Source organism: Williamwhitmania taraxaci (assembly GCF_900096565.1).
Classification (GTDB): domain Bacteria; phylum Bacteroidota; class Bacteroidia; order Bacteroidales; family Williamwhitmaniaceae; genus Williamwhitmania; species Williamwhitmania taraxaci.
Genome location: NZ_FMYP01000043.1, coordinates 1 through 25,189 on the forward strand (window position 1 = coordinate 1; position 25,189 = coordinate 25,189).

19 protein-coding genes are annotated in these 25,189 nt (G+C 42.9%); 8 read left to right on the forward strand and 11 right to left on the reverse strand.

Translation table 11 applies throughout. From position 1 onward, the window contains the following. Both BLS65_RS11450 and BLS65_RS11455 read left to right on the forward strand, forming a co-directional pair. Positions 1 to 228 (forward strand): ATP-binding protein (locus BLS65_RS11450; protein WP_170830094.1); only part of this gene is annotated, 228 nt, incomplete at its 5' end. Positions 229 to 626: 398 nt separating this feature from the next. After that, positions 627 to 1,349, forward strand: coding sequence for a YebC/PmpR family DNA-binding transcriptional regulator (locus BLS65_RS11455; protein ID WP_092439091.1), 723 nt, complete (start codon positions 627 to 629; stop codon positions 1,347 to 1,349). 380 nt (positions 1,350 to 1,729) lie between these two features. Here BLS65_RS11455 and yidC read toward each other — a convergent pair whose 3' ends face one another. The 3 genes from yidC to BLS65_RS11470 form a co-directional block, all read right to left on the reverse strand. Then, positions 1,730 to 3,604 (reverse strand): membrane protein insertase YidC, encoded by a 1,875-nt coding sequence (gene yidC / locus BLS65_RS11460; protein ID WP_092439093.1) that lies wholly within the window; start codon positions 3,602 to 3,604, stop codon positions 1,730 to 1,732. 80 nt (positions 3,605 to 3,684) lie between these two features. Further along, the gene (locus BLS65_RS11465; protein ID WP_092439095.1) at positions 3,685 to 5,292 is read right to left on the reverse strand and encodes a CTP synthase; all 1,608 of its coding nucleotides are present in this window, start codon (positions 5,290 to 5,292) and stop codon (positions 3,685 to 3,687) included. Positions 5,293 to 5,306: 14 nt separating this feature from the next. Then, the gene (locus BLS65_RS11470) at positions 5,307 to 7,307 is read right to left on the reverse strand and encodes a DUF349 domain-containing protein (protein WP_092439097.1); all 2,001 of its coding nucleotides are present in this window, start codon (positions 7,305 to 7,307) and stop codon (positions 5,307 to 5,309) included. A 272-nt stretch (positions 7,308 to 7,579) separates the two neighbouring features. On the opposite strand from BLS65_RS11470, the gene trmD reads away from it, so the two are divergent. Then, complete coding sequence (gene trmD, locus BLS65_RS11475) at positions 7,580 to 8,266, forward strand: tRNA (guanosine(37)-N1)-methyltransferase TrmD (RefSeq protein WP_092439140.1); 687 nt, start codon at positions 7,580 to 7,582, stop codon at positions 8,264 to 8,266. A 115-nt stretch (positions 8,267 to 8,381) separates the two neighbouring features. Here the strand turns inward: trmD and BLS65_RS11480 are convergent, their stop codons facing one another. After that, the gene (locus tag BLS65_RS11480) at positions 8,382 to 9,986 is read right to left on the reverse strand and encodes a PAS domain-containing sensor histidine kinase (RefSeq protein ID WP_092439099.1); all 1,605 of its coding nucleotides are present in this window, start codon (positions 9,984 to 9,986) and stop codon (positions 8,382 to 8,384) included. Positions 9,987 to 10,232: 246 nt separating this feature from the next. Then, positions 10,233 to 10,697 carry a hypothetical protein gene (locus tag BLS65_RS11485; protein ID WP_092439102.1) on the reverse strand — a complete coding sequence of 155 codons (465 nt, stop codon included), beginning with the start codon at positions 10,695 to 10,697 and terminating at the stop codon, positions 10,233 to 10,235. Positions 10,698 to 10,893: 196 nt separating this feature from the next. Between BLS65_RS11485 and BLS65_RS11490 the strand changes: the two genes are divergently transcribed. The 4 genes from BLS65_RS11490 to BLS65_RS11505 all read left to right on the forward strand — a co-directional run bounded on the left by BLS65_RS11490 (position 10,894) and on the right by BLS65_RS11505 (position 16,514). Beyond that, on the forward strand, positions 10,894 to 11,877 hold the full coding sequence (locus tag BLS65_RS11490) for a phosphatase PAP2 family protein (RefSeq protein WP_092439104.1): 984 nt from the start codon (positions 10,894 to 10,896) through the stop codon (positions 11,875 to 11,877). A 137-nt stretch (positions 11,878 to 12,014) separates the two neighbouring features. After that, positions 12,015 to 13,937 carry an LTA synthase family protein gene (locus BLS65_RS11495; protein WP_092439106.1) on the forward strand — a complete coding sequence of 641 codons (1,923 nt, stop codon included), beginning with the start codon at positions 12,015 to 12,017 and terminating at the stop codon, positions 13,935 to 13,937. A 67-nt stretch (positions 13,938 to 14,004) separates the two neighbouring features. After that, positions 14,005 to 15,018, forward strand: coding sequence for a phosphatase PAP2 family protein (locus BLS65_RS11500; protein WP_092439109.1), 1,014 nt, complete (start codon positions 14,005 to 14,007; stop codon positions 15,016 to 15,018). 236 nt (positions 15,019 to 15,254) lie between these two features. Beyond that, a complete protein-coding gene (locus BLS65_RS11505) occupies positions 15,255 to 16,514 on the forward strand; it encodes a DEAD/DEAH box helicase (protein WP_092439112.1) in 1,260 nt (419 codons plus the stop codon). A gap of 227 nt (positions 16,515 to 16,741) precedes the next feature. Here BLS65_RS11505 and BLS65_RS11510 read toward each other — a convergent pair whose 3' ends face one another. The 5 genes from BLS65_RS11510 to BLS65_RS11530 form a co-directional block, all read right to left on the reverse strand. Beyond that, positions 16,742 to 16,933, reverse strand: a complete 192-nt coding sequence (locus BLS65_RS11510; RefSeq protein ID WP_092439114.1) for a cold-shock protein — start codon at positions 16,931 to 16,933, stop codon at positions 16,742 to 16,744. Positions 16,934 to 17,301: 368 nt separating this feature from the next. Beyond that, entirely contained in the window at positions 17,302 to 19,047 is a 1,746-nt protein-coding gene (locus BLS65_RS11515) for an ion channel (protein ID WP_092439116.1), read from the reverse strand. A gap of 141 nt (positions 19,048 to 19,188) precedes the next feature. Beyond that, on the reverse strand, positions 19,189 to 22,068 hold the full coding sequence (locus tag BLS65_RS11520; protein ID WP_092439118.1) for a PD-(D/E)XK nuclease family protein: 2,880 nt from the start codon (positions 22,066 to 22,068) through the stop codon (positions 19,189 to 19,191). 9 nt (positions 22,069 to 22,077) lie between these two features. Continuing rightward, positions 22,078 to 22,776 (reverse strand): YiiX/YebB-like N1pC/P60 family cysteine hydrolase, encoded by a 699-nt coding sequence (locus BLS65_RS11525; RefSeq protein ID WP_170830095.1) that lies wholly within the window; start codon positions 22,774 to 22,776, stop codon positions 22,078 to 22,080. Between the two features lie 64 nt (positions 22,777 to 22,840). Next, positions 22,841 to 23,806 (reverse strand): tRNA modification radical SAM protein MnmL/YtqA, encoded by a 966-nt coding sequence (locus BLS65_RS11530; RefSeq protein ID WP_092439122.1) that lies wholly within the window; start codon positions 23,804 to 23,806, stop codon positions 22,841 to 22,843. A gap of 146 nt (positions 23,807 to 23,952) precedes the next feature. Between BLS65_RS11530 and BLS65_RS11535 the strand changes: the two genes are divergently transcribed. Beyond that, on the forward strand, positions 23,953 to 24,429 hold the full coding sequence (locus BLS65_RS11535) for a phosphate-starvation-inducible PsiE family protein (protein ID WP_092439124.1): 477 nt from the start codon (positions 23,953 to 23,955) through the stop codon (positions 24,427 to 24,429). Positions 24,430 to 24,455: 26 nt separating this feature from the next. Here BLS65_RS11535 and BLS65_RS11540 read toward each other — a convergent pair whose 3' ends face one another. Beyond that, entirely contained in the window at positions 24,456 to 25,178 is a 723-nt protein-coding gene (locus BLS65_RS11540; RefSeq protein WP_092439126.1) for a hypothetical protein, read from the reverse strand. Positions 25,179 to 25,189 lie beyond the last annotated feature (11 nt).

Consider the following 25,189-nt stretch of genomic DNA (forward strand, 5'->3'; position numbering starts at 1 on the left):
GACGATCCGGCAAGAAATGCCCTAATGGATATCGTTGAACAGAAGTATGACAAGACTTCTATTATCATTGCCGCACAGATACCGGTAAAAAACTGGCATGAAACAATTGGCGAAGGAACCATTGCCGATGCAATTCTAGACCGCATGGTTCACTCGTCACACCGCATTGAATTAACCGGTGAGTCAATGCGAAAAAACAAGATGAAAAAAGCTCAAATTAATTCATAAATTTGGTCACGAAATCATCCCTTTTTTTGTGGCACAACATCACCGAAACAAGTGGCACAATATCACCGAAATATCAACCTTGGAAGCAAAAGGAAGAATCTTAGGAGCAAAAGGAGACGTCTTGGAAGCAAAAGGAACAGTAGTTTTGAATACTAAGAAAATTACCAGACAGAGTTTAATTTACACTCCCCAGAGTTTAATTTACACTCCCTTTCCCGCCCTTAGATTGGGGAAATAGTAGTTACACCAGCATCCACATTATATGGTGCACGGTTGCATTATATTGGAATACCTTCAGAAACTGCAATAATTATTAAAAATAATAGCCAATATTCTTCGTATTTAAGCAAGTTGAGTTAATTTTATGGCGCATTTATTATTTGAAACGAACATACAAAATGGGAAGAGCGTTTGAATTCAGAAAAGCTCGCAAGTTAAAGCGTTGGGGCAGCATGGCCCGCACCTTTACCAAGCTGGGAAAAGAGATTGCAGTGGCAGTTAAATCTGGTGGACCTGATGCGGCCAACAACCCACGGTTACGGGTTTTGATGCAGAATGCCAAGGCTGCAAACATGCCAAAGGAAAATGTTGAAAGAGCCATTAAGAAAGCCTCATCGAAAGATCAAGGCGACTTTAAAGAGATAGCATACCATGGCTATGGCCCTTATGGCATCGCCATTATTGCCGATACCGCCACGGACAACCCCACTAGAACCGTAGCAAATGTTCGCAGTTATTTCACAAAATCAGGCGGATCGCTTGGGACTACAGGCAGCTTAGACTTTATGTTCGAGCATAAGTGCTACTTTAAGGTTAAGGGGAAAGAGGGGGTTAATCCCGAAGATCTCGAGCTGGAGCTAATTGATTATGGTGTTTCGGAACTCTTTACTGAGGAGGAAGATTTGATTATTTATGGTGAATATGAATCATACGGCCCGCTACAGAAATACTTGGAAGAAAACGGATTCGAAATCATTACAGCCGAATTTGAGCGCATTCCAACCGATTTTAAAGAGTTGAATGAGGAACAAATAGCCGACATAGAGAAGTTACTAGGCCGCCTGGAAGATGATGAGGACGTTACTATGGTTTCGCACAATATGAAGCAGCCAGAAGAATAGTGAAAGAGATTAATCAAGAAAAGGCCGCCCGATGGGTGGCCTTTTTTTGTGCAGTTAGGTTTGGGTAATTCACCGACCTCCTCCGGCTCCTCCAAAGATCGTATTCAGGTGCGTTTATCACGATGTTGCCCAAGCGGCGGAATAATGTTATGTGCGTTTGACCAATGCGGTGCGCGCCGCGGTGTTGGATTGTAATGTTCCATTACTACCATAATGTGGTGCCTACGGCACCGGGTTGGTTGCGAGGCAGGTTACCGACCTCCTCCGGCTCCTCCAAAGGAGTGACTAGATGGTAAGGGTATTGCGTAGTGGGTGGAATGGTGCGTTAAAAAAAAGAGGCTGCCTTTTAAGACAGCCTCTTTAATATTATGGAAGAAAGATTACTTACCCTTCTTCATATCCTGTTGGCGACGCGCCATATCCTCGAGTCGTTGTTGGAACTTCGATTTTTTTGCAGGAGCCTTCTTTACATTCTCCCGTAGCTTAGCGAGCAATGCCTCTTCGTCCACAAAACGACGGATAATAAGTGTTTGTCCAAGAGTTACCATATTCGACAAGAAGTAGTAGTAGCTCAAACCAGCTGAGTAGTTATTGAACCATACAATCATCATGATAGGCATCATATAGAGCATCATGAACTTCATTCCCGGCATTTGTGTGCTGGTGTCGCCCATTTGAGCGTAGCTTATGCGTGAAGTAAAAAAGAGTGCTACTGCCATTAGTAGTGTAAACAGACTAATATGATCGCCATACATTGGAATTGTGAACGGCAATTGGAGTATGGAATCATACGATGACAGGTCGGTTGCCCAAAGGAAACTCTCCTGACGCAGCTCAATGGACGATGGGAAGAACTGAAACATCGCAATGAGGATAGGAAATTGGAGCAGCATAGGTAAGCACCCTCCAAGTGGACTTGCACCCGCTCGCTTGTAAAGGCTCATTACCTCCTGTTGCTTCTTCATTGCATCCTCTTTCTTTGGATACTTCAATCCAATTTTATCGACCTCAGGCTTTAATACACGCATCTTAGCGGAAGATAGATAGGACTTCCACGTTAGTGGCATTAGCACACCTTTTAGAAGAAGTGTGAGCAGCAAAATGATTAGTCCATAACTCGCAATATAAGAACCCAAAAAGTTGAACACGGGAATTACCACATAGCGGTTTATCCAGCGAACAATCCAACTTCCAATAGAAACCAACTTATTGAAATCGTGTCCATAACTCGAAAGGGTATTGAAGTGGTTTGGACCGAAGTAAAACTGTAAGTTTATTGGACCCTTATCTTGTGCCGAATAAGGAATGGTGAGGTTTGCATGCATTCTTTTAAGAACGCTATCGGCAGGGTTTTGATCCTTCGTAAAACCAACTACAATATTCGAAAAAGGTTTTTCGGCAAGAATAATGGAAGAGAAGAACTGCTGCTTAAAGGCAACCCACTTAACTTGGGTAGGAACGGTTTCTGATTTTTCATCACTTCGGGCACTCAACTCCTCAAACTCCATAGAGGAGTGCATGTATGCTACCGAGGTGTAGTTATTCTCGTTTGACGCACCCTTTTCGAATTGCTTAGCATCGGCCTCCCATTTTAAATCGATGCTGGTAGCTTGCTTCGAAATGATACCCGCCATATTTACCATGTTCACTTGAAAATCGACCATATAGCTACCCTTGCGCAAGGTATACTTGTAATCGACAAAGCTGGAATCGGCAACAGGCAAACGCATCGTGATCGACTTTACAGAATCGCCTTCAGCCAGAGTGATTAACTTAGCATCAGTATCGGGGGTAAAGTAAAACTTACCCGTTTCAACCGCTTCCTTTAAGAAAAGATTCATGCTAAATACCTGATTCTTTCCATTAAAAAGGACTAAAGGCTGACCATTAAAGGTCTTGTAATCCTTTAATTCAACGGAATATATTCGTCCGCCTTTATTAGAAATGGTAACCTTAATTAGATCATTTTCGAGATCAATTAACGACTCTTCACCCTTTAAGGCATTACCCATGGTGCCCAAACTTGCTCCCATGGAGCTAACAAGGGCGCTATCGCTTTTTGCCTGAATTTCGGAGGCAGTAGGCGCATCGACAGGAGCCACGATGGGTGCATGTTTAGCGGCCTCAACAGCAGCAATTGAATCTTGCCGGCGATTTGCCTCAGCAAATTCTTTTGCCTGTTTTCCATTGTAGACACTAAAGCCAATGAGGATGGCTCCTACTATCACAATACCTATTATTGTATTTTTATCCATTTGAAATGATTAATCTCGTTTACAAAATTCGAGTAAGAACTACTGATCTTTCCTCTGGGAATACATCCTTAAATATTTTGCTACCCGTTTAGGGCGGCTTTTACAAAGTCGACAAAAAGAGGATGTGGATTTACCACAGTACTCTTATACTCCGGATGGAACTGAACACCAACAAACCATCGATGGGTTGGAATTTCAACCACCTCCACCAAACCTGTGTCGGGATTCATTCCAGAATGAACCATCCCAGCCTTGCGGAAGTCTTCCAGATAAGCATTATTGAACTCGTAACGGTGGCGGTGGCGCTCAAAAACCTCTTCGGTACCATACGCCAGCTGCGCCTTTGTTCCCTGTGTTAAGTTGCAAGGATAAGCGCCTAAACGCATTGTACCACCTTTGTCAATGATATTCTTTTGCTCCTCCATTAAGTCAATAACCGGATGGCTGGTATGACGAACCATCTCGGTAGAGTTGGCATCACCAAAGCCAAGAATATTGCGTGCATACTCGATCACGGCACACTGCATCCCAAGACATATCCCAAAGAATGGAATATTATTCTCGCGAGCATATTTCACTGCTGCAATCTTTCCCTCAATTCCTCTATGACCGAATCCTGGTGCAACAAGAATTCCTTTCATACCCTTAAGGAGGTCCGCTACATTTTCGCTTTCCAACCTCTCGGAGTGAATTAGTTCCAATTTCACCTTGCACTCATTAGCGGCACCAGCATGAATAAAAGCCTCAATTATCGACTTGTAAGCATCCGGCAATTCCACATATTTCCCAACCAATGCAATCTTAACTTCTTGCTTAGGATTTTTCACCTTGGCAACAAATTGCTTCCACGTTTTTAGCTGAGGCTCTTCGCCCAGCGGCATCGCTAACTTGCGGAGAACAATAGTATCCAAATTCTCCTTGAGCATCAGTAGAGGAACCTCATAAATAGTGGATACGTCGATCGATTCAATTACCGACTCGGTATCTACATTACAAAAGAGGGCAACCTTCTTCTTCAGATCTGGAGTTAAGGTATGCTCAGTCCTTAGCACGAGCACATCGGGTTGAATTCCTAACTCCAAAAGAGACTTCACTGAGTGCTGTGTGGGCTTAGTTTTAAGCTCACGTGAAGCAGAAAGGTAAGGCACCAAAGTAAGGTGAATAACCAATGAATTGGTGGGACCAAGTTCCCATTTCAGCTGTCGGACAGCCTCAATGTAAGGCAAGGATTCAATATCGCCCACAGTTCCGCCAATCTCCGTAATAACTACATCAAACTTGTGCTTAGTCCCCAGGAGTTTTACACGTCGTTTAATCTCGTCAGTAATGTGCGGGATCACCTGAACAGTTTTTCCCAAATATTCGCCCTTACGCTCCTTGTTTATAACCGATTGGTAGATTCTACCAGTAGTCACGTTGTTGGCTTGTGAGGTGTGCAGGTTAATAAACCGCTCGTAATGCCCAAGATCCAAATCGGTTTCAGCGCCATCCTCAGTGACATAGCATTCGCCATGCTCATAAGGGTTTAACGTTCCCGGATCAACATTAATATATGGGTCGAGCTTCTGGATGGTCACCGAGTACCCCCTAGCCTGCAAGAGTTTGGCCAACGACGCCGAAATAATTCCCTTTCCAAGCGAAGAGGTTACGCCGCCGGTTACAAAGATATATTTAGTAGATTGGCTCATTATATATATTTTTCTTATTGTTGAGTATCGTCCATGCCATCAATCACCCGAATTTTCTCCTCAAGTGATTTAATCTCACTCTTCGCATTTTCGATCTTCTGATTCACATCGCGAACGAGCGCATCGGCACCCTTAGATTTGGCAAAGAAACCAATGTTGTTTTCCCATAGATGGATATCAGCGTCGAGATGCTTAATGCGAACAAAGAGTTTTTCGCGCTCATTGCGAACTCTAAAATCGGACTTTGAGTGAGATTGAATGGATTCAATCTTGCTCTTGTAACGCGTCAAAGTTCTGTCTGACTCCTCCATTTTAAGGGCATCGAAATGCTTGTTGAGGGCCGTGCGGTATTCGAGTTGAATTTTCTCTTTCTCCTTAATTGGCACAAAACCTATTTCGATCCACCTACGCTGAAAATCCTTGAGGTTTTTAAAATTCTCGTCTTGCTGTCCACCAGGAATAAAAGCCACAATTTCGGCAATAAGGGCAAGTTTTTGAACCAGATTTTCATCGAACTGAGTTTCTGCAGAGCGGAAATTTTCACCCTTGCGCACAAAAAAGGCATCGCAAGCGGCACGGAAACGCTTCCAAACTTCATCGGAGTGCTTGCGTGGAATAGGTCCTATCTCCTTCCAGCGTTTCTGGAGAGTAATAAGGCTTTCGGTGGTCTTTCTCCATTCAATGCTATCCTTTACGGCCTCAGCTTGTTCGCAAAGTTCCAACTTAAGCTTCTCATTGGTTTCCATTTCGCGCTTAAGTTCGCTGTAGAATTCACGTTTCTTAGCAAAGAAAGCATCGCATGCCTTACGGAATCGATCATAAACCTTGTTGTTTTCTTTCCTTGGTGCAAAACCAATGCTCTTCCATTGCTTTTGAAACTCTACCAGCTCATTTGAACGTTTATTCCACTCTTTATGCGAATTGATATTGAGAGTTGTCATCGTCTCAATTTTCTCACTTATAGCAACCTTTGCATCTAAGTTCTGTTTCTGAATGGAACGGAGCCCTTCGTAGTAATCCTGATGCCTCTTATTTATTTGAGTGGTAACCTCGCGAAAACGATCCCAAATAACCTCCTTAACTTCGTGAACAACAGGGCCTATTTCGCGCCACAGCTCATGAAAGTGCTGAAGAGTTTTAAAGGAGTTTACGATGTTCGTATCGGCAAGTAATGCTTCTGCCTGCTCGCAAAGAGCCAACTTTGCTTCATAGTTTTTCTTATACTCGAGTTCGCGAAGGTCCTTGTTTATCTTAAGAAAATCATAGAACTGCTCCACAACAAAGTTGTAGTTCTCATAGAGATCATTCAATCGAGCCTGAGGAACCGTGCCAATTTCTTTCCACCGCTTCTGCAAATCACGGAACTTATTGTAAACATCGTTGAAGTTTTCTTGGCTATCAACCAATGTTTTAATCTCTTCAATAATGTGTAACTTAAGATCTAGATTCTGCTCCTTTGACTTTTCTTGGAGGATATTCTCGCTAGTTCTTTTCTCTCTATATAGGGTAAAATAATCCTTTAATTGGTTTTCGTAATCATCGTGAGGAGCCTGAAATTCTTCTGGAACACCTCCTCCATCGATAAACTCTTTACGGAATTTATCAATATCAGATTTGTTCCTTTTGTAGAACGCCACCTTAATTCCTTCAATATCGCGCCGTATCTTTAAAACCTGTCCACTCTCTACCAACTCTTTAATTGCAATAATCATCTCGGCCTTTGAATAGCCAGAGTAATCTTTACCATGACCGTGATCGAACTCCTCTTCGGGTTCATCGTCGCCTATTTCAGTGCTGGCTAGATTGGCTTCCTCATCGGAGAAATCAACAGGCTCTACAACGGAAGTTTCTTCAACTTCGTCGCTGTGCAGGTTGTTTACATTGTCGGTTGTTGCATCGTTGGTCGTTTCTTCGGTTGTTTCCAAAGATTCAGGAGTGTACGAATCGCCGGTAGCAGGTTGGTTTTCACCGGGCATTTCGCCTAGAACAGTGTCTTTCATTTCATTTGTTTCCATGTGGCACGCATTATTTTAAAATAGTGTAACAGGAATTTCATAACTTATTTGACTAATAACTAGATTATTAATCAATAAACTCATAAAAAACCCGGGGTCAACGTTCAGCTGACGAAATTAACTATTTGTGCGTTAATACTCAAAGTTTTTTAGAAAAATCGGGAAATAGGCTTTATCTTCTTACAGAATGTAGCCGTATAGGTTTTGTAACGAGGCAAAAGGGTGTTACTTTTGTGCTGAATTTTCACGAACCTCCAATCAACAAGCTACGCATGCGCATTGACATTGTTTCGGTTCTTCCAGAACTACTCGAGAGCCCACTGGGACATTCCATTATTCACCGTGCTCAAAAAAAGGGGCTAGCCGAAATAGTGGTTCATCCGCTGCGGGACTACACCCACGATAAGCGCAGAACCGTTGATGATTACGCTTTTGGCCCCGATGCCGGAATGGTTCTGAAGATTCAACCCATCTTTGAATGCTTTCAGGAGTTGATGGCAGAGCGCACCTACGACGAAGTTATTTACACTTCGCCCGACGGGGAGCTGCTCACTCAGCAACTAGCGAACCAGCTCAGCACAAAAAAGAATTTACTTATCCTATGTGGCCACTACAAGGGAATCGATCACCGCGTTAGAGAAAACATGGTTACCCGCGAAATCTCGATTGGCGATTATGTGCTTTCGGGAGGTGAATTAGCTGCAGCGGTTATTGTCGATTCGGTGGTCAGGCTTATTCCCGGTGTTCTCTCGGACGAAACTTCAGCGCTCACGGACTCTTTTCAGGACAACCTGCTGGCTCCCCCAGTGTATACCCGGCCTGCTGACTTTAATGGATGGAAGGTTCCTGATATTTTACTCTCCGGTAATTTTGCGGAAATTGAAAAATGGCAGCACAAACAAGCCATTGAACGCACAAAACTCCTTCGGCCAGGTCTAATAGACCCCAAAGACGAATAAATACTGAAAGGCTTCCCAAACGGGCAGCCTTTTTTGATTTAAACTTCTTGTTTCTAATATTTTAATCACTATTCACTGAATACTTAACTAACTAGAATACTTCTCCTCCAAAAACCTAATAGGGAATGGTAAACTTAAAGGTACTACCCTTGCCCTGAGTGCTTACAGCCCAAATCCGGCCCCCGTGCATTTCCACGAACTCTTTGCAAAGGATAAGCCCCAAGCCCGAACCTTTCTCTGCGGCGGTACCGCGTGTTGACTCATGCGCACCAACTACAAACAACCTTGCCAAAGTAGCGCTATCCATACCAATGCCATTATCGGCAACATTAATTTCCACATATCCATCGAGAAGAATGGCAGAAATATTAACGCTTCCATTGGGATGGGTAAACTTAATCGCGTTTGTAATAAGATTTCGTATGATGGTTTTCAGCAAAGTTGAATCGGCAAAAATGGTAATCGCCGTGGTCTCATCATAATTAAGTGTGATTGTTTTAAGAATGGCAGAGGCATTTAGATTTTGAATGACATCACCAGCTATAAAAGAAAGAGACAGATGTTCGGGCACAAAGCGAAGATTACCAGTCTGTGCCTTCCACCAATCCAATAAATTATCGAGAAGCAAAACTGCATTCTTCGTGGCTCCCTGGATATGATCTAGATATAATTCGCTTTTAGCGGCATCGTAGCACTTAATGTTTTGTTGGAGAAGATGGGTGAAACCCAAAATCGTATTGAATGGGTTGTATAAGTCGTGTGCAATAATGGAAAATAGTTTATCCTTAGTGGCATTTAACTTTTTTAGGACTGCTTCGCTATTTTTAATAATCTTCCGAGATTCAACGAGATTGGAAATATCTCTTCCCACCGCAATTAGTCCAACCACCTCGCCGGCTTGGAAAATTGGAGAGAGAGAGGTTTGTATAAAAATCTTTTTGCCATGAATTTTCTTATGTGATTCATATACAACAAACTGACCTTTAAGGGCGGCCCTATTGGCAATTTCGTGCGGTTCGGCCTCTTTTCCAATGAGTTCTCCTATTGTTTTCCCGATAAAGAACTCCTTTGAATACCCCATCCTTTCTGCCCAATCGCCGTAAATGCCAGTATGACGCTGCTGGGAATCCAGTATATAAACAATATCGGATGTTGAATTTACATATCGTCGAAAACGTTCTTCACTCTCAATAAGAGCCTGCTCCGCCTGCTTCCTATCCGAAATGTCGATAAAAGTTACCATAGCGCCGACACAGATACCATTGGAGAGCATTGGAAATGAAAAGTATTCACACGGAAAACAACTTCCATCGGCGCGCCAAAACACTTCATCCACCACGTGAACACCTTTCCCCATAGAAAAAGTATTGCAAATTTTAGAATCCGATACAAGCAACGGTTTACCATTGGGCCAGGAGTGATGAATAAGGTAGTGGATATTTTTTCCCAGAAGATCAATCTTATTGGTATAGCCAAGAAGAAATATGGCGGAGTCGTTTACAAACGTACAGTTTCTGTCTAAATCGATGGCAAACATGCCCTCTCCCGAAGAGTTGAGCATTAGGAGCAAATCTTCGTTCTTGGAAAGAGAGGTTACTGTCTTTTCATGGCTCCCCTCAATTCCCTCGAGAGTCATACGAAGCACTTTATTATCCAATTCCAAACGATGAACCCGCTCGCGTAACTCAGCAAAACTTGTTTTGGAATCGTTTTCGTTCATGATGAATTGAATGAATTATCGTATTTACAATAAATAGCCGTCGAATATATATAAATAGTTCACTAAACTGATTCATTACAAACGAAAAAATCAATTTAATTGACCAAATAATCACAATTGTCAACGTGCGTTAATAAAAATGGTCCTATTACAGCGTATTTATTTGTTGGAGATCAAATAAATTATTTTAAGCAAACATGAGAAATAAGTTCTGTTCTCCGTTCCGAAGCATCTCTATCATCACCTTTATAAAACGTAGGCCTTAAGATCCAACTGCTTCATGAGATTATCTGCTTCTGCTTGGGCCAATTCATGCGTGGAGAACTCTGCCAGCGGCATAATGGACCTATTTAATGAATCGTAAAGGATTATTTGGTATCGGATTCGCGCTAAATCTAGCCGGCGGTTGCCCCTGCTATAGGTGGAATACACTCGTTTGGCTTTTTTAACGCCCAGCAGCATATCGGGAGTGATTGCAACCCACTTGCCATTAGGGAATATACCAAAAATCATATTGGCATACTTTACCCTTCGCCGTTCAATATCCAGGTAAGTACAAGAGTAGGTAAACGCTATAAATGCACCAAAAATAACGAGAAAAATGGCTTCCCAATACTGAAACGACGCCGCAACTCCAGCTGCTACTAAGAAGTAGCCTGCAAACGATCCAGTTGAACCAAACGCGGTATTAAACTTATGCTTTACCATCATGACACTCAAATTTTTTCTGAGACAATATAGCGCTATCAGCGAATTGGTGATTATAGATTCATCAAAATCATGGTGTAGAAGACGTGAGAACTTTGGACGAAACATACCTTAACCTCTTCGACAAAGGAAATAGCGAAATTTGTTTACCCTAGGTCTTTGGGTAGATTCTTTTGCTACTTTTATCCAAATTTTTAGCATGAAGCCCAAAGCCCTATCCCTCGCCATACTTATGGCATTAGTTTGCATTACCCACACCTTTGCAAGGATCAATAATCCTCAAAACCTTGATCATTTCATAGTTGATCATCCTCAAAACATTCTGCGTGATGATACGTTGATCATCGCCTTACCTGACACGCTGCCGCAAACACTATCCGCAACAGATACTATCCCGGCAGACTTACCGACTGAGAATAAGGACACGAGTGGTTTTCCTGCATATAAAATGACCAAGCAATTTGTTCGAGATTTCGGACATACCTCTGTGGATGTGGCGATTTACCCATTTGCACATTGGCAAAACCGTGATTACCTGAAGGCAGGTATCCTTCTCGGCGTATCAGGACTCACCTATGCTACACTCGACGACCCGATTAAGGCGTGGGCACAACGAACACGCAACAGCCACTCTGCCTTTTTCAGCAATCAGTTGCAACTTGTTGGGCAAGGGTATATTTCGGCAGGGATTGTAGCATCATTCGAGATTTACGGAATTGCGTTTAAACAGAAAAAAGCTCGTCGTGTAGCAGTCCTCTCCGCAGAGTCGTTTTTAATCTCAACCGGGATATGTACGGTTATAAAGCACCTTGCTGGCAGAGCTCGCCCCAACACAGAGGCCGATCACGATCAGTGGTATGGTCCGCAATTAACCCACAAAAGCCAAACTTCTTTCTTCTCGGGACATACAACAGCCATATTTTCGGTAGCAACAGTAATTGCGATTGAATATAAGGACCATAAATGGATTCCTCCGACAATATACACCCTTGCAACTCTCGCAGCAGCCTCAAGGATCCACGACAACAAGCATTGGACCTCCGACGTGGTATTTGCAGCCCTTCTCTCGCATTACGTTGCTAAGACAGTGGTTCGTCTGCACGAAAAAATGGGTAACAAATTCTACCTTGCACCCGAAATTGCAGGCAACTACAATGGCCTTGCCTTACTCTATTGTTTTTAATGCAGGATATAATAATTTTGATGTGTATTAATATGGGCGCAGAAGTATAATTAAGGGCGATTTGTATTCATCAAAACCCTACCTAATTCTGCAATTATCAACCCCATTCAAATCGAATAAAAACAAATTATATACCAATGAAAAAGTTCTTCAACTCGAGATTTGGAAGCATCTACCTGCTTTACCTGATTTTTATTTCTGTGTCGTTTTTAACACGACTAGTCTTGTTCTTCTACTCTTTTTCCCAGTTTAGCAAGAGTGTATGGGAAATTGTAAAAAGCGTTAGCACGGGCCTATTCTTCGATACCATTGCCTTTGGCTACTTTATGATTCCATTTGTTCTGGTTACACTACTTGTTCCTCACAAATTGGCAAAGAAGAAGATCGTTAAGTATATTACCTATACTTTCTATACCATTGCCACGGTAATAATTGTTTACACTGCGTTTGCTGAGTATTTCTTTTGGGACGAATTCAACGTTAAGTTCAACTTTATTGCAGTAGACTACCTGATCTATACCTCTGAAGTGATTGGGAATATATGGGAATCGTATAATATTCCATTACTTGTTGTTTCCATAGCAGCAATAACTGGTGTTATTGTCTGGTTTGTTGCTCGAAAAGGTTGGATTGGAAGGGCGCTACAGTCACCCGAAGGGTTTCTAGTGCGGTTAAAAACTGCGCTAATTCTGAGCATAGTTCCAATTATTGGCTTGCTCTTCGTCACCCATCGTTGCAGCGAGATAAGCACAAACACATACAACAAAGAGCTGGCGAAAAATGGAGTTTACTCCTTCTTTGAAGCATTCAAGAACAACAAGCTCGATTACGAACAGTTCTACCTGATCAAAGATAAGAAGGAAGCATTCACTCAGCTGCGCAGCCTAATGGCAGACAGCACCATTGCCTATATCTCACCCGATGTTATGAATCCAGTTACCAAGGTTTCTAACACCGGCGAGGAGAAGCGCTACAATGTTTTCCTTATTACCGTTGAGAGTCTGAGCGGCGAATACATGAATTACATTCCGAGCACCAGCGGAATCACCATGCCATTTATGGATTCACTAGCCAACCAATCGCTCTTCTTCACAAATCTTTACGCCACTGGAACCAGAACAGTTCGTGGGCTTGAGGCAATCAACCTTAGCATTCCTCCTACCCCGGGCACCAGCATTGTTCGACGTTCGGGCAACGAAAACCTTTACAGCCTTGGATCTATTTTCAAGGAGAAGGGTTATGTAAACAAGTTTCTCTACGGCGGATATGGCTATTTTGATAACATGAACCAATTCTTCTCCACCAACGGTTTCGACATTGTGGACCGCAGCGATCTAAAACCCGAGGAAATAACTTTTGCCAATGTATGGGGAGTTTGCGATCAAGATATCTACAAGCGAAGCATACAAGAAGCCGATCAATCGTTTGCCAAGGGGGAACCATTCCTCAACTTTATAATGACTACCTCCAATCACCGTCCCTACACCTTCCCCAGCGTAGGCATCGACTTTCCGAAATCACGGAAAGGTGGAGTAATGTACACCGATTACGCTCTAGCATGGTTGTTTAACGAGGTGAAAAACAAACCCTGGTTCGACAATACTATATTCATAGTAGTGGCAGATCACTGCGGTGGTAGTGCTGGTCGGGCCGAACTCCCGATCAATGAATACCAGATTCCACTAGTGATTTATAACCCATCGAATATTCCTGCTCAAAAAGTAGATAAACTCTGTAGCCAAATTGATCTCACGCCAACACTCCTAGGCATTTTGAACTGGAGCTACCAATCGACCTTTTACGGTAAGGATATTATGAAGATGAAACAGACAGAAGAAAGAGCGTTTATTGGCAACTACCAAAAGCTTGGATACATTAAGGGGAATAACCTCTCCATCCTGAGCCCACAGCAGCGATTTAGCTTTTATCAATTTGATCGCTATACCGGCGAAGAGGCGATTAAGGAATCAAACGAAATAATGAAGGATGAAGCAGTAACCTACTATCAAACTGCTGAATATATGTTTGTAAATGGTCTGAACAAAATCGAGAAGAAATAATACCTCGGTGCTGCAACGGCCCTACGCTGCAGCACCGTTTTTTTTCAAAACCCAACAATACCCAACTATGCGTCCAACTATGCTTGCCATATTTATGGCAATTATTCTTAATTGCAGCCCCTGTATTGCAAACACAATAGCCGACTCGAGCGGAACAGATACCTTAGGCCGCCGCTACTCGGTATACACATACGATAGCCTTGAAAAGACATTCCATGCACCAAGAATTTATGATTTTGCCAAGAATATTCCCGGTGATTGGGTTGAATTTGGTCGACGTACTGGTACAAAAAAAGGGTTAATAACCTTAGGTGCCGTGGCCGTAAGTACAGCCATTCTGGTTGTTTTCGATCAAGACATCACTAATGGGGTGCAGCAGTTTGGCCTTTGGGCAGGCATCGATCCTGAACGGAAGAACTTTAACGCCATAAGTTTTAAGGCAGGAGGAACCATTATAGACCTACTTGATTTGCCCCAAAATGCCAACACAACCCTCTACTTTATTGGTGAAGGCTGGCCTAGCATTGCTCTGGCCTCGGGAATTCTTGTAAATGGGCTTATAAAACACGATCAACGCGATGTTGCCACCGCAAGCCAGTTTGCAGAATGCTACATTGCCATGGGAATTACCACCCAGCTTCTAAAACATCTCAGCGGCAGGGAAAGCCCCTTTGTGGCAACATCACCGGGAGGCAAGTGGCGCCTCTTCCCGAACCCAAAGACCTACCAAAAGTCGGTACCAAAGTATGATGCCTTCCCCTCTGGTCACTTGGCCACCGCCATGGCCACAGTAACAATCCTTGCCACAAACTACCCTGAACACACCTACATAAAACCAGTTGGTTATTCCATGATGACTCTTATTGGATTGGCCATGGTTAACAATGGAGTACATTGGATGAGCGACTATCCGCTTTCCATTGCGCTGGGCTACACCTTTGCTAAAATAGCGACTTCACGCGGTGTCACAATCAAGGCCATTCAGCGCATGGGGAACGAAAAGGATAAAGGCAAAGTAACCCTTGGTCCGTCGCTGATGGTAGACGGAACGCTAGGTTTGGGGCTGCACCTATATTTATAAAAAAATAGACCTCTTCAACAATCAAGAAACTTCGAATATAAATAGATAACAACACACACAAAGTAAAAAGGACAATACTGATTTCCGAAACAATATAACGATTACCATAAGAATCTGCGGATATCATATATCTAAGACCAAAATACAACACCCCTAAAAAGTAAAAATAACACGCTATCTTTGCGCCCGACAACCCAATTCCGGTTTCACCTATTTATCCAAGAAACAGCTTTAGAATGAGATTTGAACAGTATCGCATTGCTCCAGAATTAAAGAGAAGTTTGGAAGAACTAAACTTCCGCCGCCCCACCGACATTCAGCATAAAGCCATCCCACCGATTCTCGAAGGGGAAGATGTGCTTGCCATTGCACAAACCGGAACGGGAAAAACTGCTGCATATGCCATACCCATAATCCAGCTCATTCACGAAAAAAAGTTGAACCGGTTACCCCAAGGTATAAATTGCGTGGTAGTGGTTCCAACACGAGAGTTAGCCTTACAGGTGACCAAGACATTTGAAGCCATTGAGAAATACACCAAAGTCAAATCGTTTTGCGTTTTTGGCGGTGTAGAGCAAGAGGCCCAAATTGCCCAACTGGTGGCAGGAATTGATATTTTGATTACTACCCCTGGCCGTATGTTCGACTTGGTTAGCCAGGGCTACATTAGACTCGATCACGTAGACACCCTAATTCTTGATGAAGCCGACCATATGCTCGCCCTCGGTTTTTACGGGGACATTCAGTCGATGCTACGCTTCTTACCGCGCCAACGACAAACACTGTTCTTCTCGGCTACCATCAACGAACACATTAAAGATTTAGCCTACTCGCTGGTTCGCAAGCCTATCCGAATTCAAATATCGCCAAAAGATCCAGTCTCTAAGAATATCAACCACTCGGTGACCCATATCGCCATGGATGACAAGCGGTTTTTCCTCGAACGATTGATCAAGGAGAATGCTGAGAGCAAAATCCTAGTTTTTGTGCGCACCCAAGTACGGGCCGAACGCGTTTGCCTAGCTATGGGACGGGTAGGATTAGTATGTGGAACCATCCATGGAGGAAAGGATCAGGCAGAGCGAATTGATGCGCTCGAAAACTTCAGAGAAGGCACACTAAAAGTGCTTATCGCCACCGATGTAACGGCTAGGGGAATCGACATACCCAATGTAAACTACGTAGTAAACTACGACTTACCCGATGTTCCCGAAAACTATGTTCACCGTGTGGGCCGTACCGGACGTGGCGTGTCGCGCGGAACAGCGGTTTCGTTCTGCAGCGAAGAGGAACGCCCTGTTTTGGAGGCCATTGAACTGTTCATGGACAAAAAGGTGAAGGTTCTCGATATCGATCAGAAGGACTATACCACCACCATTGACTTTTCCGAAGAGCCCAGTAACGACTGGAAAACTCTGATGAAGGAGATTGATGCCTTTGATGAGGAGACCAAGCTGCGCAAAAAGAAAAATCTTAAAAAGAAGAATAAGAAATAGTCCAAACAACCGATACCATATTCAAAAACCGTAGGAAGATCCCGCGGTTTTTTTATGCTCTGGTATTATCAACACCTTCATTAGGGAGAGCGAGTAAGGGCAACTTGGAATATAAGATTATCATTCATCTGAGTAATTTTCAATATATCAGAATGTTTCGAACAAAAAAAGCTTCACAAAACGTGAAGCTTTAAAAAAATTTACTCGGGTAATTCAAATACTAAGCCTTATGCTAGTCTAACGTTTACCGCATTCAATCCTTTTTTGCCTTCTTGCAATTCGAAGGTCACATCATCACCATCTTTTACCTTATCAACAAGGCCAGTGGCGTGAACAAAATACTCCTTGTCTGATTCTGAATCGCTAATAAATCCAAAACCCTTTGACTCGTTAAAAAATTTTACTTTTCCCTTTTTCATAATGCATAATTAAAAAACTACCGTAAATATAAAACAAAAAGGGAAATGAGAATGCTTTTTTGAAAAAAAAACAACTTAAGTCAAATTTTTATTCGTATTTCGTTCCAACTGAGTTTCAGTATTATCACTTTCTGAAATAAATCCATCATTAATTCATCTATTTTCACACTTGAATTGGTCGAATGTTATCTTATGAGGTGACTATAAAGGAGAATATCCAAATAGTTTAAATCCAGCGACGAATTAATCGGCAGATGACAGATAAGAATGGTATTGAACAACCAAATTAGCCGTTTCCAAAAGCAATAATCACACGTTAAGTGTCTTGAACGGATTATTGGACTATGCACAATTGGATCAACAACATACTAGCGTAGTATTTTCCGTACAAAGGCCACCGTGAAGTAGGCCATTAAGAAAACACCAACAAAACCTTCAATTCCGCACACAATACGAATGGGACCCGATGGATAGAAATCGCCATAGCCAATGGTGAAAAAAGTTATGGCACTGTGGTAGAGCGAACGACTCACAATGCTCAGGGAATCGGGATGGCCTCCGGATGCATTAATGTTTCCAATTCCTAACGAAATAAGAATCATATAGAGGAAACTGAAAAGCAAGTAAACGGCCCCCATGCTCACAAAAACACGTGAAGGCCGAGTGGCATACAACCCCATTAAATCGTAAAGTAGGAGTTTCCACAAGTAGCGTGGATAAGCGATTACCTTGGCAGATAGGCTCCCCTTCAGCTGTCGATGAAGCTTGCATTTCTGCTCACATCTTCGATATTCCACGTAGGCCTTATCTTCATCGTCATACTGCCCCAGGGCATTAAAATTTTCCTTTAAAATCCGAAACTGATCGGCCTTATCGTTGAAAGAGGTTTCGCGCTGACCATAAACCAACATTTTGGCATTATTCTGCTGCCAATCAAGATAAATACGGCCAAGAAGCTTAAGCCCTGTTATATCGAGGGTTCCTACGCATTGCATCCTATCGTGAGGCCGAAAATCCACAATATCACGCACAATGCTATCGGAAAGATCAATAGCTTGGGCGGCAGCAACGCGAATATCGAGCCTATCGCTAAAGAGGCATGAGGTAAGAGTGAGATTCTGAAAAAGACCACCGGCAAAGCTCACACTTCCTTTCTCGAAACTAACCTGCTCAAAGAAAATGTCGGCCTCCTTGCCTTCGAAGATATCGAAGCACACCTCCCCTTGTCCAAAAGAAGATTTGCGAAACAGAAGCCTACCTCCAGTAGAATCGGCACCTTCAAAAGAGATATCGCCATCACCAAAATCACACCTATTGAATGTTACCTTGCCAGTTCCAAACTCTACCGTACGAAAATCCTTGCGCCCATAACCAAACTCCACCCGTTCGAAGGAAACATCACCCGTCTTAAATTTGGCAAAGTGGAAATCGACCTTCCCCCTACCAAAAGTAGCCACCTTGAAATCGGTTATAGAATTGTAGAAATGAGTATTGATAAAGGATACATCGCCATCGCCAAAATCTACGTTTACAAAGTTGGCATTGGCATCCAAAAACCGAGAATCCTGAAAATTTTTAACCCCTTCGGAGAATACGGCGTTCTTAAAATTGGCCTCTCCTAAGACATAATTAACGCGAGTAAAATCAACAATACCAGTTTTATAGACCGTATTCTGAAATGCTGCGCCAGTTTTTGAAAAGCTGGACTGATGAAAAGATACCTCCTCACACACAAACGTAGCTCCTTCAAAATTTGCCACACCAACAAAATCCGCCAAGGAAAAATCAACCTTTAACGTTGAATAAAAAAAAGCATCCTTAGCCGAAAGACCCTTTATGGATATCCTGTCGTTCTTCGCCATTAGCAGATACCTACGGCAAGCGGTGAGCGAAATATTATCCACAAAACAATCGTCAATATCTAAGAAATCATGCTGCCCAATCGTATCATAAATGTGAGCCAAAGTTAAATACCCATAGCTCTTCTCGTGAATTACCTTACCCCTGGCATCCTTGAATGAAACACGAACCGTATATGGAAAGGAAATACCGTCGCTACGAAAAAATGGCGTATTATGAAGTTGATGATCTATGGAATGGAAACTGTAGAGCATGTTGTTGAGGTATAGCTTCCTTCAAATTTATGGAAAAAGAGAATACATCGACCCCAGCGAAGAAATATTTCTCACCAAATAATTGATAATAATGGAATTTAGCAGTGGAAAAACAGTCTACTAAGTTCTGATTATTACAAACTATTTAGCGCAAATCATTTTATATGTGCAATTTAAGCACGAATCGGCCACCGTAGTTTGGGTAAATGGAGTTTCTGTGCTAAAAATTTCAACCAAAAGCCCTTCGAGACTCCGGTTAAACTCAGGAGCAAAATCAGAAAAGGAATCAACCATGCGTACAATCTTGGCTTCCTTGAGAAAAACACCGGGACGATAATCGGGATCGGGATTTCGCACAAACCATAACGCTGGACGAACGCGAGCCTCTGGAAAACGTTCAGCTACAATACGGCTATACAGAAGCGTTTGAAAAACCTCCTTTTGCTTTCCAATATGCTCAGGACTGAAAAGATCCTCTACCATGGAAAAAATGCCCTTAAGCTTATACGCACCAGTTTTATAGTCAATTACAACCATTGATCCATCAGCCTGTTCCAACCGATCCACCATACCACCAATAGCTACGGATTGGGGTTGGGAGTCGACTTGAAATTTCACTCGAACTGTATGTTTTTGCTCAAGTTCCACCAATGTAAAGGGTGCTCTTTTAGCATCGAGAGTTAGCATTTTCACCACGAGTTTCTCAACCACATTCTTCACAATCAGATTACGACCAAGCAGCTGTAAATCGCCATCCTTTTCGCCACGTAAAAACTCTATTCGAAAAGCAGAATCAACCGCCTTCCCAATGGAATCCGTGTCCTTCGCCATGGCCATCAACTGCGATTCGGATATTACTTTTCCGACAAATTCATTCAACAGCTGAAACATAGCTTGATGGAGAATGGACCCAAACAACGGAGAGTCAACCTCCTCTGTTGCCTCCTCAACTTCCTTTAATCCGAGGACATAGCGATAGTAGAATCGCAATGAACAGGTAATATACGATGTAAGCGCACTGGGTGAAAGATAGCGATCGGCGGTACTATCGAGATAAGTATTCAATTTCTCCATTATAGAAGAATCTTTCACCACCTCCATAACCACTGGTTCAGGTAAATTCAGGTCGAACTGAACGGAACGCTCTTCCACTTTGATGCCATTCTCCATGCGGAGCTGTAAAACGTAACGGCTAACCTCGCCCGTTTGTGGACCATCGTTACGGTTCTTATAAACCAAGAAGACCCTTTCGGCTCGCTGAATCAATCGATAGAAATAGTAAGCATAAATAGCCTCTTGGTGCTTATAATCGGGCAGACCAAAGGCCGTGCGCAAGGATGGCGTAATGAAGGTCGGATTGTTGTGCTTGCCTGGTAAAGCCTCATCGTTCATGGAGAGGATTACCAAGTTTTTGAAATCAAGGGCACGCGTTTCGAGGAAGCCCATCAGCTGCAATCCTGCGAGAGGTTCGCCCTTAAAGGAGACACGCTGCTGACTAAAGACTTTCCGCACTAGTTGACCAGCCACTTTTAAGCTAATCTCTGTCTTTTCGATAGAGAGTAGATCAACTAGGCGAGTAATACTCTGGTAGAGTGCGTAGAGATACTCCAAATCGAGGCGGGAAGCATCGCTTTGTGCCTCCTCTTGTGTAAGGTTGGTCAGCATCTTTGCCAACTCAATAACAACATCGCGCAAGTAGCGAAGCGCTTCTTGTCCTGTTGTTACAGGGGTGAAAATCATTGAAAGTAAATCGCCATTCCTGAGCGAGACAGCTTTGGGGTAAATCCGGTTATCGTCGATTAAGTTACGCTGCAACTTCTGTGTGGCAACCGGATCGACGAGCGAAAGGTAGGGATGACCAAGCACCGAAAGCACATCACGTAAGTAGAAACGCACATCCGTTCCTGTGGTGCGAGCTCCTTGCTGAAGCTTCATTAAGAAATCGAGCAAGGTGAATGCCGATGTCTCCTTAATGGGATAGCCCATCGTAATGTTGAGCCGCTCCAGATTTCGCGGTAAGGCACGTAGTACGGGCAAAAGATACTGCTCCTCAGGAAATATAATGGCGCAACTTTCGTCGAGTTGCCCACCCTTGGACTGGATCTCCTCGAGCAGAGTGGGAACAAGTTTTGCCTGAGCAACGCCCGTAGGACTACCAATAACGGTAATTTGCCTATTCTCCTTTAGATTGGAGAAGTGTTGACTACCGATGGCATTGGGAAACAATAGCATATTAGCTCGGATAAAGTTTCCCGCCTCCTGCACATCGTCTTGAGTGTAATAGGTGTCGTAATCCCAGTAAAACAGCGCCTTTTCCTCTCGCTTGAAATACTTAAAAAGAGCCTTTTCACAATCATTTAGGGCATTAAAACCTACAAAAGCATACATGCCCTCCGAAAGGCCCTTAACTTCGCCACGATCAAATAGGTCGGCGGCGGCATGGTAGGCCATTCCCTCGTAAACAAGCCCTTGGTTATTTAACTGATCCTTAAACTCTTGGTAGATGGAACCCAATACATCCCATATGGTAAGAAATCGGGATTTAATCTCCGATTCGGTCTCAATTTCGAAAAGATGAATAAAGGAAGCGAGTGCTTCGCGCTGCTCTTCTGAGACTGCATCAAACTTGCCCTCCAGTTCTTTAATCGCTTGGATGTTGCGGAACAACAGAGAACTATCCACTCGATACTTATCCACAGAATCGAAGTCCATAAGCATAACTTCGCCCCAGTAATAAAACTTATCAAAACTATCGTCCGACTCCATAACGCGCGAGTAGACCTTATATAGTTCCAGAACAAGCGAGAGTTGGTCGGCCAACCGATACCCAGATGCTTGGAGCATGATATCTGAGATGGCAACTACCGGCGGGTGCCACAGTGGTTTATTCACCATTGAAGCCAAATGCTTGGCAAAGAAAAGTCCGGCACGGCGGGTTGGGAATACAAGGGTAACGCCCTCTAGGTCGTCGCCGTAGCGCGAGTATAAATCTTTGGCTACCAGTTTCAGAAATGGCTCCATGAATCAATATTATTTAGTAGAATCGATCATCATGCCTTGAGGATTACCAAACACATGAACAATCTCAATATTTTTTGATTGAGAAATCCCACCTGGATTAAGTCCAGGAGCTCCCTCGGGAATACTTAAATTCATTCCCTCAAAATAGGTTTTCCAAACAGGAAAGACGGTTCCAGTAGCAGGATCGCTAAAGGTCATAGGCTTCAATTCAAATAGCGGAACACCGAACGAGTCCAAGTAAGCAAAATAGACCAACTCACTGCAGTAGTAAGCATCGTTGGATATGTCAAAAACCGTATCGTAAGGCTTGCCCATATAATTTAATGCTCTGATTACCGCAGCAGTGGTTAATTCTCGATAATTCTCGGTTAACCTTCCAACAATAACCTTTGGCTTTCCTGCAGAATCGGCACTCCTTTTCAAAAATTCATCAAGGGAGGTGAGCGAAACGCCCTTAGATATGGCCTCGAGCACTTGGGTATTACCAACGGAGTCAACTACCACAATCCCTACGTGCGAAAACTTTGCCCCATGCCAACCAAAAGTAACTGTTTCGATGGCGCTACACATATCCCCACAATCAATATCCTGAAACAGCAAATCACCATTCCGAAGGGTGAAGTGTTTCTCCTTTATAGCATGGTTGCAGCCGACAAAAACAGTCACTGCCATAAAGAGTAATACTATTGTTTTTGCAATGTTTCGCATACACATTGTAGCGTTTAAATTGGGTAAAGACAACATACTAAAAAAACTAGCAAAACTAAGCCAATCAAACCAAAGGTGTATAAAATTTCCCTTGCCAACTATCCTTGCTCTCGAGCAACTTCTCAAACATCACCCCGAGCTGATCGGCGCGGAAATTTCCCCAAGCCGGAGCAACCAAAAACCTTGGCGGCACCTCGTTAACAAACCGTTCAATTACGATATTTGGATTGAATTGCTCTACAAAACTAGCCAAGAACTCCATATAATCGTCCAAACCAAAAAGATTAAACTGAGTAGAATCCGCCAGATACTGACGCTCCATAGCCGTATCCTTTACAATCTGGAGCTGGTGAAACTTTATGGTATCGAGCGGAAGAGCCGAGAGAATTTTTGCCTGTGCAAGCATTTCGTTTTGTGATTCTCCGGGAAGTCCAAAGATTATATGTGCACCAACCTTAATACCCCGCTTTGCAGTCTCACGAATTGCCCATTCAGCCAACTCGTAGCTATGTCCACGATTTATGGATTCGAGAGTGGAATTATAACAACTTTCAATGCCATATTCAATAATCACATAACGCTCCTTTGCCAATTCGGCAAAGTAATCGAGTTTTTCAGCGTCAATACAATCCGGACGCGTGCCAATAACCAAACCAATAACCCCAGGATGAGCTAATGCTTGGGAGTAAATAGACTTGAGGTCGGCTAGTGGGGCGTGGGTATTGGAGAATGCCTGAAAGTAGGCCAGGAAACGTTCCGCACGCCGATAACGGTTAGCATGAAACTCGATTCCCTCCTCAACTTGCTGTATTATGGGTTTCACCGCAAGGCAATAGCTGGGATTAAAAGCATCGTTGTTGCAGTATGTGCAGCCACCGGTGCTTACAGAGCCATCGCGGTTGGGGCAAGTAAAACCAGCATCGATGGTCAACTTTTGCACCCTACCGCCAAACACTCGTTTAAAGTAGCCCGCGTAGGAGTTATACCTTCGCGAATCACCCCAAGGATATATTTTTTCAGTTGTATTCATTTCGGGGTGAAGATAGGTAGAAAATAGTTTTTATAGGTAGCAATAAAACACATAGAAAGTAACTAACTTGTGGGAAAAATGAATACAAGTAAAAGCATTCTTAGAACAACTTTTGACTTACCGTGTTTAGAATCAAAAATAAACCTATGCTGAAGTATTTAGAATGGCTCGAAAAGAGCATAATATTCATCCTTATTGGGATAATCACCCTGATTTTGGTATTTGCAACGCTTGATATGCTAATTACCATTGGGACCAAGATAATCACCCCACCATACTTTTTACAGGCAGAAAACCTCATGGAACTCTTCAGCGTTTTTCTGATAATCCTTATCGGCATTGAACTACTGGAAACCATCAAGGCATTTCTCAAGGAAAATATTGTACATGTCGAAATAGTCGTATTAGTAGCCATTATTGCAGTTGCCCGCAAGGTGATAATTTGGGATTCGAGCAAACAAGCATCTTCGGAACTGATACCCTACGCGGTTATCTTGCTGAGTTTAGCAATTACTTACTTCGTTATTCGTCGATCCAATAAGCGGCTAATATTCCCACGTTTGAAAACACCAGGGACGTCGAATATCATTGCTAAAGTGGAACCAAAGATGAAAAAGAAGTAGCAGACAACGGTGATTACGAGCAGCAGTTAGATGAATTTCTCACGCAACTGCAGCTTCAGCATACCACCAAGAATAAACACTACGCTACCAACCATCAAAAAAATTCTATTCTTAAAAACAATCTTGGCCCAAACAACTTGATTGAGGTCCGATGGCATTTTGAAAGGATTTAGAAAGATATCCCAGTAGCCAAGGCTCATATTTTGGGAAAGAATGGTGATAAAAAGTCCAACAATAATCATGATAACGGCAGTACCATTTCCATTCCGAACTACGGTTGAGAGCCAAAACGCCATTGTTCCGAGAAAGATATTTGTAACCATAAGGTGCATGCCGAAACTAAAAACAGGAATTGGTTCTACAAGGATGCAAGCTAGCGCACCAAAACCTAATAGAAGCAGGAATACAAACAGAAAGATAACCGCCAAGCGGAAAAGCCAAACTTTGAAACGATAATCGGGAACCCCGAATAGCATTTCCAATATTCGCGTATCGGCGTCGTGCTGAATGCCAAAAACTGTAGGGTAAAACATCAGGAGAAGCCCAGGAAGAACGAGCGAACTGTAAATACTCTCCAGCCGAACATTTGGCTCATTAAAAACCATCATGATGGTAACAAAGAGGTAGAAGGCTAGTGCAGCTGCTAAGAACCATATAAACTTACCAGAGAATACTATCTGGAGGTTATACCGGACTAGTTTTAACCCAAAACGGAGACGATTATTTATGGCAGATCCGTGAATTGACATAGTGCAAGAAT

Coding starts and splice junctions, on each gene's coding strand:
- BLS65_RS11455 (WP_092439091.1), top strand. CDS start 627: ATGGGAAGAGCGTTTGAATTCAGAAAAGCTCGCAAGTTAAAGCGTTGG.
- yidC (WP_092439093.1), bottom strand. CDS start 3,604: ATGGATAAAAATACAATAATAGGTATTGTGATAGTAGGAGCCATCCTC.
- BLS65_RS11465 (WP_092439095.1), bottom strand. CDS start 5,292: ATGAGCCAATCTACTAAATATATCTTTGTAACCGGCGGCGTAACCTCT.
- BLS65_RS11470 (WP_092439097.1), bottom strand. CDS start 7,307: ATGGAAACAAATGAAATGAAAGACACTGTTCTAGGCGAAATGCCCGGT.
- trmD (WP_092439140.1), top strand. CDS start 7,580: ATGCGCATTGACATTGTTTCGGTTCTTCCAGAACTACTCGAGAGCCCA.
- BLS65_RS11480 (WP_092439099.1), bottom strand. CDS start 9,986: ATGAACGAAAACGATTCCAAAACAAGTTTTGCTGAGTTACGCGAGCGG.
- BLS65_RS11485 (WP_092439102.1), bottom strand. CDS start 10,697: ATGATGGTAAAGCATAAGTTTAATACCGCGTTTGGTTCAACTGGATCG.
- BLS65_RS11490 (WP_092439104.1), top strand. CDS start 10,894: ATGAAGCCCAAAGCCCTATCCCTCGCCATACTTATGGCATTAGTTTGC.
- BLS65_RS11495 (WP_092439106.1), top strand. CDS start 12,015: ATGAAAAAGTTCTTCAACTCGAGATTTGGAAGCATCTACCTGCTTTAC.
- BLS65_RS11500 (WP_092439109.1), top strand. CDS start 14,005: ATGCGTCCAACTATGCTTGCCATATTTATGGCAATTATTCTTAATTGC.
- BLS65_RS11505 (WP_092439112.1), top strand. CDS start 15,255: ATGAGATTTGAACAGTATCGCATTGCTCCAGAATTAAAGAGAAGTTTG.
- BLS65_RS11510 (WP_092439114.1), bottom strand. CDS start 16,933: ATGAAAAAGGGAAAAGTAAAATTTTTTAACGAGTCAAAGGGTTTTGGA.
- BLS65_RS11515 (WP_092439116.1), bottom strand. CDS start 19,047: ATGCTCTACAGTTTCCATTCCATAGATCATCAACTTCATAATACGCCA.
- BLS65_RS11520 (WP_092439118.1), bottom strand. CDS start 22,068: ATGGAGCCATTTCTGAAACTGGTAGCCAAAGATTTATACTCGCGCTAC.
- BLS65_RS11525 (WP_170830095.1), bottom strand. CDS start 22,776: ATGCGAAACATTGCAAAAACAATAGTATTACTCTTTATGGCAGTGACT.
- BLS65_RS11530 (WP_092439122.1), bottom strand. CDS start 23,806: ATGAATACAACTGAAAAAATATATCCTTGGGGTGATTCGCGAAGGTAT.
- BLS65_RS11535 (WP_092439124.1), top strand. CDS start 23,953: ATGCTGAAGTATTTAGAATGGCTCGAAAAGAGCATAATATTCATCCTT.
- BLS65_RS11540 (WP_092439126.1), bottom strand. CDS start 25,178: ATGTCAATTCACGGATCTGCCATAAATAATCGTCTCCGTTTTGGGTTA.